14 protein-coding genes are annotated in these 11,756 nt (G+C 44.5%); 3 read left to right on the forward strand and 11 right to left on the reverse strand.

Annotated elements, in window-relative coordinates; all coding sequences use genetic code 11:
- Positions 1-123: 123 nt before the first annotated feature.
- Entirely contained in the window at positions 124-450 is a 327-nt protein-coding gene (locus tag AC6RGY_RS14385) for a hypothetical protein (RefSeq protein WP_499864095.1), read from the reverse strand.
- Between the two features lie 242 nt (positions 451-692).
- Here AC6RGY_RS14385 and AC6RGY_RS14390 point away from each other — a divergent pair, with 242 nt between their 5' ends.
- Positions 693-1,106, forward strand: coding sequence for a hypothetical protein (locus AC6RGY_RS14390; RefSeq protein WP_499864096.1), 414 nt, complete (start codon positions 693-695; stop codon positions 1,104-1,106).
- 278 nt (positions 1,107-1,384) lie between these two features.
- On the opposite strand, the gene AC6RGY_RS14395 is transcribed toward AC6RGY_RS14390, so the two are convergent.
- Both AC6RGY_RS14395 and AC6RGY_RS14400 read right to left on the reverse strand, forming a co-directional pair.
- Entirely contained in the window at positions 1,385-1,750 is a 366-nt protein-coding gene (locus tag AC6RGY_RS14395; RefSeq protein WP_499864098.1) for a HesB/IscA family protein, read from the reverse strand.
- Between the two features lie 106 nt (positions 1,751-1,856).
- Positions 1,857-2,078, reverse strand: coding sequence for a Spo0E family sporulation regulatory protein-aspartic acid phosphatase (locus tag AC6RGY_RS14400; RefSeq protein WP_499864101.1), 222 nt, complete (start codon positions 2,076-2,078; stop codon positions 1,857-1,859).
- Between the two features lie 269 nt (positions 2,079-2,347).
- Here AC6RGY_RS14400 and AC6RGY_RS14405 point away from each other — a divergent pair, with 269 nt between their 5' ends.
- On the forward strand, positions 2,348-3,403 hold the full coding sequence (locus AC6RGY_RS14405) for an aminopeptidase (protein ID WP_499864321.1): 1,056 nt from the start codon (positions 2,348-2,350) through the stop codon (positions 3,401-3,403).
- Between the two features lie 88 nt (positions 3,404-3,491).
- Here the strand turns inward: AC6RGY_RS14405 and AC6RGY_RS14410 are convergent, their stop codons facing one another.
- The 4 genes from AC6RGY_RS14410 to AC6RGY_RS14425 all read right to left on the reverse strand — a co-directional run bounded on the left by AC6RGY_RS14410 (position 3,492) and on the right by AC6RGY_RS14425 (position 6,270).
- Entirely contained in the window at positions 3,492-3,761 is a 270-nt protein-coding gene (locus tag AC6RGY_RS14410) for a DUF1450 domain-containing protein (protein ID WP_499864102.1), read from the reverse strand.
- 70 nt (positions 3,762-3,831) lie between these two features.
- Entirely contained in the window at positions 3,832-4,161 is a 330-nt protein-coding gene (locus AC6RGY_RS14415; protein ID WP_499864104.1) for a DUF1462 family protein, read from the reverse strand.
- Positions 4,162-4,197: 36 nt separating this feature from the next.
- Positions 4,198-5,337 (reverse strand): bifunctional cystathionine gamma-lyase/homocysteine desulfhydrase, encoded by a 1,140-nt coding sequence (locus AC6RGY_RS14420; protein ID WP_499864106.1) that lies wholly within the window; start codon positions 5,335-5,337, stop codon positions 4,198-4,200.
- Complete coding sequence (locus tag AC6RGY_RS14425) at positions 5,338-6,270, reverse strand: PLP-dependent cysteine synthase family protein (RefSeq protein WP_499864323.1); 933 nt, start codon at positions 6,268-6,270, stop codon at positions 5,338-5,340.
- A gap of 298 nt (positions 6,271-6,568) precedes the next feature.
- On the opposite strand from AC6RGY_RS14425, the gene AC6RGY_RS14430 reads away from it, so the two are divergent.
- On the forward strand, positions 6,569-6,790 hold the full coding sequence (locus tag AC6RGY_RS14430) for a NifU family protein (RefSeq protein WP_499864107.1): 222 nt from the start codon (positions 6,569-6,571) through the stop codon (positions 6,788-6,790).
- A 111-nt stretch (positions 6,791-6,901) separates the two neighbouring features.
- On the opposite strand, the gene AC6RGY_RS14435 is transcribed toward AC6RGY_RS14430, so the two are convergent.
- From AC6RGY_RS14435 to AC6RGY_RS14450, 4 genes are all read right to left on the reverse strand, one after another.
- On the reverse strand, positions 6,902-8,533 hold the full coding sequence (locus tag AC6RGY_RS14435) for a peptide ABC transporter substrate-binding protein (protein ID WP_499864109.1): 1,632 nt from the start codon (positions 8,531-8,533) through the stop codon (positions 6,902-6,904).
- A gap of 252 nt (positions 8,534-8,785) precedes the next feature.
- The gene (locus AC6RGY_RS14440) at positions 8,786-9,793 is read right to left on the reverse strand and encodes an ABC transporter ATP-binding protein (RefSeq protein WP_499864111.1); all 1,008 of its coding nucleotides are present in this window, start codon (positions 9,791-9,793) and stop codon (positions 8,786-8,788) included.
- Complete coding sequence (locus AC6RGY_RS14445; RefSeq protein WP_499864113.1) at positions 9,793-10,815, reverse strand: ABC transporter ATP-binding protein; 1,023 nt, start codon at positions 10,813-10,815, stop codon at positions 9,793-9,795. The genes AC6RGY_RS14440 and AC6RGY_RS14445 overlap by 1 nt, the downstream gene beginning before the upstream one ends.
- A gap of 14 nt (positions 10,816-10,829) precedes the next feature.
- The gene (locus tag AC6RGY_RS14450; RefSeq protein WP_499864116.1) at positions 10,830-11,756 is read right to left on the reverse strand and encodes an ABC transporter permease; all 927 of its coding nucleotides are present in this window, start codon (positions 11,754-11,756) and stop codon (positions 10,830-10,832) included.

Consider the following 11,756-nt stretch of genomic DNA (forward strand, 5'->3'; position numbering starts at 1 on the left):
CGTCCGTGCTACACCTTTTTTTTATGTGTAAGGATGGGCGAGGGAACCTTCACTATAGGTCCAAGGATTCCCTGCGCCTCTCCTGTCCATGTACAGCTTTTCGTTCACGATGATTCCTTGCAGTCATTTCTGCTTTGCATCTGGCTTTTCTTCATACTCTAACTCATGGGATTCATCGATACCTGTGTAGGAACTGACGATACCTCCACCCATACCCTCATTCATCATGCGATCCACATCAAACGCATATTTATCTCGCCCCTCATATTCATGATCGCTACACTGGGACTGATTTTGTTGTTGTTGTCTCTGTCGTTCATTGAAGGCTTCATCCGTACCTAATCCTGTGAAGGAGGCAACCTCACCACCAGCTAGTCCTTCGTCAACCATCCGCTCTTCTGGACGTTCTTTCTTTTGTTGAAGGTTTTCACTGTCTTTACGCGTACGCATATTTTCACCCCTAAAATGAGATTAGCTTCATACACCTTCTTTACTTGCTTACATTTTTCCCTATCGAAGAACGAACAAAACAATCAATTCATTCCATGCAAGCCAGTTCCTCCACATTCATGCAAAAAGACGATGTTTATCATCACAGTAAGAATAAAAGAACTTACTTCTCCAATTCGCCGATACCAAAATCTGAAAGATTCATAGAATAATAAGAGAGGAATAAGGAGGTGAAAGAATAAATGGCTCTTGTATATTCTACTGGTCCAATGGCAGCCGTTGATTTAACTAACGTCCCTCCCGATGGTCCGGTTGCTTTTTTTAAAATTTTCAATACTAGCCCCACCACGATGAATCCCGCCATTGCCCGAGTCCGACTGCTCAGCCTTATAGGAGGAGAACAGACACGACTTTTTCGTGCAGATATGACCATCGAACCAGGAAAATTCGAGATTTGTGAAATGCAAGTTCCCGCTGAGTTATTCCCCATGCAGACGACACCTCCCGTTTTTTCGGCAGATCTTCGTTTTCAAATACCTGGTGTATCGGACAGAATGGCAGCTCGTTTCGTTCTAGCTACTTTCTCAGGAACACCAAAAGTGTTTGACCGCGTCCTCCCCACAGAACTAATCCGACAACGACCCTTTAATCTATAGGAATGTCTGATTTGCAGTTTGATCCCACTCTCTAGCCATTCAACACAACTTCGTGATGAACTTTTAAGCGAAGAGACCTATTCGTCCTCAGAGTGAATCCTCATTCATTTTTTTCAGTCTCCAAGGGTCAAAATCAAAAAAAAGAGCCTGTGTAGGCTCTTTTTTTTGATCTTAACGATCTATTTATAAGAAGATATTTATTAGTTGTGTTGCAGCAATACTTAACGGATCATGCTCTCATGCTCTCCTCCGCCGCTCATTGGCAATAAGCAATAGCGTTAGCAGTCGCCAGGTTTCCCAGCAGCCGTAGCCGTACGGAAGGAAGAGCCACAGCCACAGGTAACAGTCGCATTCGGATTATGAATGGTAAATCCGCCCCCCATCATCGACTCCTTGTAGTCGATCTCCAGACCGCGTATCAAATCCAAACTGGTCTTATCCACTAAGATAGGAATGCCTTCTACTTCGAGGAATTCATCTTTCTCTGTCTTCTCTGCATCGAAACCCATTCCATAGGAAAAGCCACTGCAACCACCCGCTGTCACACCGACACGCAAGTACGTTTGCTCAACTGCTTCCTCTTCCTTTTCTTGCTCCAACATTTCTTTAACCTTATAAACAGCTTGCTTACTCAAGGTAATCATAAAGATTCCCTCCAAACTAAATATCAACACAGTAACAATGGACACTACGTCTAATTAAAGTATACAAGGAAGCCGAGCAAGAGACAACCGGATGAATAACCTCTTCTCAACCATATATCGCCATGTATCCCTCGCGAATTTTCGAATTATATCGTCTAATCAGGTAGCCCTGTTCGTGTTCCAAACGTAAAAGTTGATTGTGCAACTCATCCAAACGACAACTTAGTTGGTAGACAACCGGGTGATGAAAGCCCCATTTTTCACTCGCTTCTTCCATTTGATTTCGAACTTCTTCAATCAATCGTTCCAATGCCTCTCTTTCAATCACCCAAACTCCCCCTTATCGCATCGCAAATACAACAGGTTCTCTATACGATCTATCGAAAAGATGAACTTCTAATCCTTTACCCCTTTTTAGAGATGAAAAATCCCCTATGAGATGTATTATACACAGTATTTTATATAAAATTCAATTATAAGTAAACAGATCCACGGGGAAACATTTTTTATTTTTCTCTCTTTCTGTATAGTAGAGACAGAAAGTTTCACAAATCCTATATCTCAAGGAAGGAATGAATTCGAATCGCAGACCCACGTATTGAAAACATCGCTAAAGTTCTCGTTGAACACTCTCTTGATGTACAAGCAGGTGAACAAATCCTTATTCCCGCTCCTCCATTAGCGGAACCACTCATACAAGCTACCTGTCGCCAGATCGTACGGCGCGGAGGCTTTCCTATTGTTCTCTATGAATCAGAAAGTTTGCGTCGCATATTTTTTGAAGAGGCAAGTGATCAGCAGCTTGAGCAAATTCCAGACATTCTTCGCTACGCTTGGGAGACAGCTGATGGCATGATTGGCGTGGTGGCCCCCGCCAACAGCCGCGAACTCATCTCCATCGATCCAAAAAGAATACAACGACAACGTCAAACAGCAAAATCTCTTACAGAACGTTATATGGATGGACAGGCGAAATGGGTAAAGACGGCATTCCCCACACCCGCTCTCGCCCAAGATGCCGATATGAGCATTGCAGAGTATGAAGAGTTTTTCTATTCTGCGATCGATATCGATTGGAATGAGATGATTTCTACTATGCAAACAGCAGCCCATCGCTTTGATCAAGCTCGTGAGGTACGAATTGTGGCTAGTGGCACGGATCTCACTCTTAGCATTGAAGGTCGTCAGGCCGTGCTAGACACAGGCAAGAATAACATCCCTAGTGGTGAGTTTTTTTATGCCCCACTCGAAAACCGCACTGAAGGTACCATCACCTATGATTGGCCCGTTGTATTAAATGGGCGTGAAGTAACTGGTGTACGCCTCACCTTCAAAGAAGGAAAAGTAATTGAAGCACATGCTGATAAAGGAGCCGATTACCTAAGCGAAGTTTTAAACACCGATGAAGGTGCACGCTATCTAGGTGAATTGGGAATCGGTTGCAACCACGGCATCACCAAACAGAGTAAAAGTATCCTCTTTGACGAGAAAATTGGCGGGACCATCCACTTGGCCATTGGAGCCGCATATAAAGAATGTGGTGGAACCAATCAATCTGCTATACACTGGGACATGGTAAAAGACCTTCGCCCCGGGGGAGAGATTTATCTAGACGGCGAGCTCGTGCAAAAAAATGGCGCATGGGTGAGATAAAAATAACATAGTGAGAGGAAAAGGCAAGAGGGTATATCAGAATAAGATCGCTTCTCTCATTCCTCTCTCCTGCCTCTTGCCTTCCTCTCTATAGCAAACGATCCAGGTCAATATCAATATCGTAGGGATCGTCATCCTCTTCTATTTCCTTCATTATTTTCTCTCGGAGTTCCGCAGGCGAATCCGCCTCCACAGGCTTGCCTTCGACAAAAGCAAAGCACTGCTCCGCACACACTCCACAATGGCCCAAACAACCATATTCCACTACATCGATTTCTGGATCTTGCTCCAATTCGTCTTTTAGTTTCAACATGGCTGGGGTTAAGTTGTTCACACAAAATTCGACAAGAGGACGCACGTTCCTTCACTCCATCTACATACCCAAGATTGCTCTATTATAACCAAAAAGCGTGAGCCGATTTCAACTCTTATTTACTTACGGGCACCAATCCGAGCGATTCCAGCTTCTTATAGATGGGGGGCAACCTCGTATTGCCTTCACCTACAATCTCTCCTGCAATCACTACTACCGGATACCAAAGATCTTCCTCCACCACCCGCTTAGCAAAAGTCCTCTGTTCTTCCCCTTGCGGATCATGAAGATCCACATAACGAACCTGCACTTTTTCTCCATACTTTCGATGAAGCACCGCGGTTAGCCAAGAGGCCGTTTCACGTGAAGAGGGAGAGTGAATACAGCTAGCACATGGCTCATCCATTCCATAAACCCATAGCTCCACATCCTGGGTTAATTTCAATGAGATTACCCCCTTTCTCTTCACCATTCTCTCGATTTATTTCTCCAATGCTTGGCGTAGATCTTCTTGCAGATCTTCCAAATCTTCTACTCCCACCGAAATACGTACAAGCCCATCTGTAATTCCTAACTCCAACCGACGATCAGCTGGTATAGAGGCATGGGTCATTCGGCTGGGGATGGAAATCAAACTCTCCACTGCACCTAGGCTCTCTGCCAAAGTAAAGTAGCGAACATCTTTTAATAACTGCTCTGCACGCTCACCGTTTCCGACATCAAAGGAAATCATCCCGCCAAAGCCACGCGCCTGCTTAGCCGCCAATTCATGTCCTGGATGACTCTTTAAGCCTGGATAATAGACGTTCCCAATATCAGAACGGGACTCCAACCACTCAGCCAATTTACGTGCATTTGCCTCATGTTGCTTCATTCGTAAACCAAGCGTTTTGATTCCACGCATCAACAGCCATGAGTCTTGTGGTCCTAGCACACCGCCAATGGAGTTTTGTACAAAGAACAGCTTTTCTCCCAGCTCTTCGTTTTTCACAGCCACCAATCCGGCAACCACATCACTATGTCCGCCTAAATATTTGGTTGCACTATGAACCACAATATCCGCACCCAAGTCGAGGGGATTTTGCCAATAAGGAGTCATAAATGTATTGTCCACAATCAAGAGTAACTCTTTCTCTTGGCAAATGCCTGCAATCGCTTCGATATCGGACACTTTTAACAGCGGGTTGGTGGGGGTTTCGAGGAAAACCGCACGCGTATTGCTTTGAACAGCCTGAGACACATCCGCTATCTTACTGGTATCGACGAGGCTCATCTCAATGCCAAAACGGGTAAAAACATGATGGAGTACGCGGTAAGTTCCGCCATAGACATCATCCCCGACAATAACATGGTCTCCCTTGCTCAATAAAGAAAGAATGGTTGAAATGGCAGCCATGCCGGAAGCAAAGGCAAATCCGCGCTCGCCATTTTCTAAATCAGCAATAAGCGCTTCCAAGGCCGCTCTTGTCGGATTGCCTGAACGAGAGTATTCATAACCAGAAACCAGCTCTCCTACACCATGTTGCTTGTAAGTAGATACTTGATAGATCGGGACACTAACTGCCCCTGTATGCTCATCACCAAACACGCCACCATGAATCATTTTTGTATCTAGACGCATTTACTTTCCTCTCCTTTCCTCATATACCCCTTGACTTAAATAACGTTCACTACTATCCGGAAATATGACAACGATATTCGTTCCAGGAGGCGCCTGCTCAGCTTCCTTTAATGCAGCTTCAAAAACAGCCCCCGACGAACTCGCAACCAGCAGCCCTTCTCGCTGAGATAAGGATTTCATGTGGCGAAAAGCAGCTTCATCCGAAACAATATGCACGGTATCAAAGTAGCCTTCATCCATATACCCAGGTAAAAACTCCATCCCAATTCCCTCTGTATCGTGAGCAGCCCCCGGGTTTTCACTCAAATAACCACCTTCTGGTTCCACAATCACCGTCTTCACCTGCGGGTTTTTCTCTTTCAGATAGCGAGCGACTCCCATAAATGTTCCACCTGACCCTGCTCCAGCCACAAATACATTCACCTGACCATCCATTTGTTCCCAAATTTCCGGGCCGGTTGTCCGGTAGTGAGCTTCGGGATTAGCCGGATTAGCAAACTGCAAAGGTAGATAGGCGTCTGCTTGCGCCTCTGCCAATTCTTTCGCCTTGGCAATGGCTCCTTTCATTCCCTCTTTGGTCGGTGTGTTGATCACTTCGGCCCCCAAGGCTCGCATAAGGGTTTGTTTCTCTTGAGAAAACTTCTCTGGGACCACAAACACGACACGGTATCCCGTGTTAACAGCAGCCAACGCTAGGCCAATGCCGGTATTACCAGCCGTCGGCTCGATGATTGTCCCACCTGGTTTCAATTCACCAGAACGCTCTCCTGCTTCAATCAACGCTAGACCCAAACGATCCTTTACGCTTCCACCAGGGTTGAAGTACTCTAGCTTGGCAAACAATTGCACTCCTTCTGGCAGATCGAAATGGTTTATACGCACAATGGGTGTCTTTCCGATAAGATCCTTGATGTTCTGATATACATGCTTCATGCGCTCATTGTAGTTGGTCAACCAATCGGACCAACTTCCTCCTTTCCCTGCTTCCCCTAAATTCAATCCATGCTCATGCAAAAAAAGCTTCTTTGCTCCACTATACCACCATTGGAGTCCTTTGTTCACCTTAATGTATTAAAACATATCGGTTTTGTCGGTATAATACCCTACTACTGCTATCTTACCACTTTCAATCACCTCTTGGAAATCCATCTCGCACACAGTTAGCGACACATCTGCTCATGGATTTTTTCAACTCAAGCTATTATAATGAGGAAGAAAGGAGTGTCGCGAGATGGAAGAACAAGTGGAAGTTGTTTTGGATAAATTACGTCCCTTTATTCAACAAGATGGAGGCGACGTCGAATTAGTAGAAGTAGAAGATGGTATTGTGCGTGTCCGTCTTCTTGGTGCTTGTGGCAGTTGCCCTAGCTCCACCATCACGTTAAAAGCAGGGATTGAACGAGCACTCGTGGAAGAGGTACCCGGCGTAAAAGAAGTGGAACAGGTATTGTAACGAAGCCAAAAGCCGTCTTGGAATCATCCAAGACGGCTTTTTTAATAGCGATATACAGGAGAACACTCTCCGCTCTCCTCTGTCGTAATTCTAAAACGGGACGTACATCCTCTATTCTTTCTCACCACTACGGTCAATATAGGCCCACTTCAGTGAGAAATCAGAGCCAAACGCACTTCTATAAACATCTTTTACATAGCTCTTCTCGACATAAACATCGTTATCATAGACAAGCGTAGCGATTCCCGCTTCAGCTAATAAAATTTCCTCAGCTTGACGTAGATCTTTGGTTCGCTGGTCATAATCGGTCATAACCTTTGCGTTCTCTACTAGCTGATCGTATTTTTCATTTTGCCAAGAACCTTGATTTAAGTCATTTCCACTTTGAAAGAGTTCGAGGAAAGTCATTGGATCATTATAATCCCCAATCCAACCCGCTTTCGATATATCAAATGTCCCAGCCTTTTCTCTGTCATAGCGTTCTTGTGACGGCGTTGCCACTGTCTTTACTTCTATTCCTAGATACTTTGACCATTGACTTTGTAAAAACTGTGCTTCTTTACGAGAAGTATCATCATCTGAAACGATTAACTCCAAATCCTTCGCAGGGATTTCTGCTATCCCTAGCTCCTTCAATCCTACTTGCAACCTCTTATTTGCCTCTTCCGGATCAAATGTTTGTAATGGATAGTCACGGAATGTTTCACCAAGCGCTTTTACCGAAGGTGGCACCAGACTACCTGCTGGCTGTGAACCATTTTTCAATATATCTTCTGTCATCGTCTCACGATCGATTGCCATACTAAGTGCTTGCCGAATATTCTCGTTGGCTAAGTACTTATTTTTCGTATTAAAAGTAAGGTACGATGTCGATGCTTTGGTTACAGGAGTATACTCATCGGTCTGATTGAAGGCTTTTGTGAAAGATTGATCCAGCGTGGTAATATCTGTTTTGTCCGAAGTGTATGCCTTCACACCCTCCACTGTTTTCTTCACAATATTAACCGTTGCTTGTTCCAACGCCACTTGGTTACGATCCCAGTACGTTTCACTTCTTGCCATTACGTATTTTTGATTCTTTTTCCACTCTGATAGGACAAAGGGACCGTTAAAAACAAATTTGTCTGCTGCACTGCCATACTCTTCTCCATACTTTTCTACAATATCTTGCCGTTGCGGATAAAATGATGGAAATGCCAACAAGTCAAGAAAATACGGGATAGGATCTGTCAATTTCACTTCCAATGTTTTCTCGTCTACTGCCGTTATTCCAAGCTCTTCTTTGTTGCCTTCCCCTAAACGATATTTTTTTGCTCCAACAATGGAATCAAAGATATAAGAGTACTGTCCTCCTGTTTCTGGATCAAGTGTGCGTTCCCAAGAATATTCAAAATCTTCTGCTGTAATGGGTTCTCCATCGTTCCAATTTGCCTCTCGCAAATGAAACGTATAGGATTTCTTGTCATCGCTTATTTCTACATTCTCTGCTAAAGCGTTTACTCTTTTGCCATCCTTAATGCGCATAAGTCCTTCCATGGTGTTATCCAACGCATTAAATGAAGAAGCATCGGTAGCTAAGGATACATCTAACGTCGTAATATCCTGCGTAGTTGTCATGGTGAGCTTTTGCTCTCCTTGCAGGGTCTTTTCTCCTTTTTCCTGACCCGCACCCATACTGCTACAAGCAGTGATCATGGCCATGATTAAGATGAGTAGCAATGCTTGTCTACTAAATATACGCATCCTTCATCTCCCCCTTTGTGAAATTGAAGCGCTTTCTTTTTACTTTTTTTACAATATTTAAAATTATGTAATGGTAGCCTCCATTCACATATTCTCAACACTTTTATTATACCGAATCTCCCCTAAATATAAAAGCATCAATTCAATCATATGAATAAAAAGGAAATGAGATAAAACCCTACTATCAAGTACAAAGCGGGTCTTATCTCATCATCCTTCTCTTATCCAGTGGGAAACATCACAAATATAGTTTTACTGAGGAACCTTCCAAACTTCTTTTCCTTCTTTTTTCATGGATTCCTCTTGGTAAAGGTGACAAGCTACCCAATGCTTCGGACGTGCTTCGAGCCACTCCGGCACTTCCTTGGCACAGATATCCATCGCATGCGGGCAACGTGTGCGAAAACGACAGCCACTCGGTGGATCAATCGGGCTGGGTACATCTCCCTCAAGAATGATGCGTTCTCTCTTCTGCTCTATGCTTGGATCAGCCGTAGGAACAGCGGACAGCAGTGCTTGTGAGTAAGGATGAAGCGTATGCTCATAAAGCTCATCACTATCTGCTAGCTCCACCAGGTTTCCCAAGTACATAACCCCGATACGATCGCTAATATATTTCACCATGGAAAGGTCATGGGCGATAAAGAGGAACGTGAGTCCCTGTTCTTTTTGCAACTTCTTCATTAAGTTAACTACTTGAGCTTGAATCGACACGTCGAGAGCCGAAATAGGCTCGTCCGCAATAATAAATTCTGGCTCTACAGCCAAGGCTCTCGCAATACCGATACGTTGGCGTTGACCTCCACTAAATTCGTGGGGAAAGCGATTCGCGTGTTCACCATTGAGACCAACGGTCTCCAGAAGTTCAACTACTCTCTTCTTCCGTTCCGCGCCTTTAGCCAAGCCATGGATATCAATGCCCTCTGCAATAATATCCAAAACGGTCATTCTTGGGTTTAAGGAAGCATATGGATCTTGGAAGATCATTTGCATACCGCGATTAAACTTCCGTAGTTCCTTCCCTTTCAGCTTGTGCACATCTTTCCCTTTAAACTTCACTTCTCCACCAGAGCGATTATATAACCGAATGAGGGTGCGGCCTACGGTAGACTTACCACAACCGGACTCGCCCACTAAACCAAAGGTCTCCCCTTTTTCGATTTCAAAAGATACACCATCTACAGCTTTAACCACTTTTCCACGACCCATATGAAAGTGTTTCTGCAGACCGCTTACTTCTAATATTTTTTTATCCGACATTATTGGCCCTCCTTCCCAGCGACAACTTCAGGTGGTGTCACTTTCGGTGCCATAGGGTGTTCCAACCAGCAAGCCACTTTTTGCGATCCACCTGGCTCCGTATAGTCGGGCATTTCTTCCTCACAAATTTTCATAGCGTGTTGACAACGTGCCGCAAATGGACACCCTGTTGGTGGATGAAGTAAGTTTGGAGGTGCCCCTTCAATTGGAACAAGGTCTTCGTTCTTGTCTTGATCTAGACGTGGCATAGACGCCATCAAGCCCCATGTATAAGGATGTTTGGGGTTTTTAAAGATTTCCTCTACCGTTCCGGTTTCAATCACTTTGCCTGCGTACATCACCGCTACGCGATCAGCAACCTCTGCAACAACTCCTAAATCATGCGTGATCAAAATGATCGACGTTTCTAGACGCTCTTGCAGGTCTTTCATCAAATCCAATATTTGCGCTTGAATCGTTACATCAAGCGCAGTCGTCGGTTCGTCCGCAATCAATAGCTTCGGAGCACACGCCAAGGCAATCGCGATCATCGCCCGTTGTCTCATTCCCCCACTATATTGGTGCGGATATTGCTCAATACGCGATTCCGGACTTGGGATTCCTACCATCCGTAGCATCTCAAGCGCACGTTGCTTCGCTTCCGCTTTGTTCATTTTTTGGTGTTTACGGAGACCCTCTACAATTTGCGTTCCTACCCGCATGGTCGGGTTAAGAGAGGTCATCGGATCTTGGAAGATCATCGCGATTTCCGAGCCACGAATGCCTTCCATTTCTTTATCGCTCACCTTGGTTAAGTCTTTGCCTTCAAAGAGAACTTCTCCCTCTTTAAATCTGCCTGGAGGTTGTGGAATAAGACGCATAATACTTTGCGAAGTCACAGATTTCCCTGATCCAGATTCTCCTACAATGGCAAGTGTTTCTCCTTTTTTCACACGAAAGTTAACCCCACGTACCGCCTGTACCTCACCGGCATAGGTATCGAAGGAAACGTGTAGGTCTTTTACTTCTAATAGATTATCCACTTTTACTTCCCCTCCTATTGCCGTAATTTCGGATCTAAGGCGTCACGCAAGCCATCACCCACAAGGTTGAAGCACAACATGATCAATGCCAAGATAACTGATGGGATAAAGAGTTGCATCGGGAATATTTGCAAGTTAGAATACCCGTCATTAATTAATACTCCTAAACTAGCTAGTGGCGGTTTTAAACCTAGTCCAATAAAGCCAAGGAATGCCTCAAAGAAGATTGCACTTGGAACCGAGAACATCAACGTAATAATAATCGGGCCCATAACATTGGGTATCATGTGTTTATTAATAATTCGATTGTGGCTTGCTCCTAATGTTCGCGCTGCCATAACAAATTCCTGAGATTTAATTTGGAGGATTTGTCCGCGTACAATACGCGCCATCGCAATCCAGCCTGTTAAAGCAATTGCGATCGATATCGCCATAATCCCCGGCTCCAACACAATCAACAACAGGATAATAATGACTAAGTTAGGAATCCCAATAAGAACTTCAAGGATACGTTGCATAATGTCATCTACCTTACCGCCAAAGTAAGCGGACACCCCACCATAACTAACGCCTACGAGTAGATCAATTGTAGCAGCAATGAGGGCAATCAATAGAGATATACTAGCTCCATTCCAGGTACGCACCCATAAATCCCGACCAAGGTAGTCTGTCCCAAACCAATGCTCGCCACTTATTTCTTGGTTTGTGATGGTAATATCCTGTTGCGAAATACTGTATTCACTCATTACTGGAGCAAGAATAGACATCAGGCCAATAATAATGAGGAGGATAGCTCCGATAACCGCCCCTTTGTGTGCAAAGAAGCGCCTCCGTACATCCGCCCAAAATGTGATGCTCTTTTTTGTCATTCCCTCTTTTTCTATGGTGTTACTTCGTTCGACGGGCTGAAACATCTCAGCTGGAATTGTTTGCCTATCCAT

This window comes from Mechercharimyces mesophilus (assembly GCF_059818345.1).

Excerpts from the sequence above, each read along its gene's own strand:
- AC6RGY_RS14440 (WP_499864111.1), bottom strand. The coding sequence starts at position 9,793 with ATGTCGGATAAAAAAATATTAGAAGTAAGCGGTCTGCAGAAACACTTT.
- AC6RGY_RS14430 (WP_499864107.1), top strand. The coding sequence starts at position 6,569 with ATGGAAGAACAAGTGGAAGTTGTTTTGGATAAATTACGTCCCTTTATT.
- AC6RGY_RS14450 (WP_499864116.1), bottom strand. The coding sequence starts at position 11,756 with ATGGATAGGCAAACAATTCCAGCTGAGATGTTTCAGCCCGTCGAACGA.
- AC6RGY_RS14420 (WP_499864106.1), bottom strand. The coding sequence starts at position 5,337 with ATGCGTCTAGATACAAAAATGATTCATGGTGGCGTGTTTGGTGATGAG.
- AC6RGY_RS14385 (WP_499864095.1), bottom strand. The coding sequence starts at position 450 with ATGCGTACGCGTAAAGACAGTGAAAACCTTCAACAAAAGAAAGAACGT.
- AC6RGY_RS14425 (WP_499864323.1), bottom strand. The coding sequence starts at position 6,270 with ATGAAGCATGTATATCAGAACATCAAGGATCTTATCGGAAAGACACCC.
- AC6RGY_RS14395 (WP_499864098.1), bottom strand. The coding sequence starts at position 1,750 with ATGATTACCTTGAGTAAGCAAGCTGTTTATAAGGTTAAAGAAATGTTG.
- AC6RGY_RS14390 (WP_499864096.1), top strand. The coding sequence starts at position 693 with ATGGCTCTTGTATATTCTACTGGTCCAATGGCAGCCGTTGATTTAACT.
- AC6RGY_RS14435 (WP_499864109.1), bottom strand. The coding sequence starts at position 8,533 with ATGCGTATATTTAGTAGACAAGCATTGCTACTCATCTTAATCATGGCC.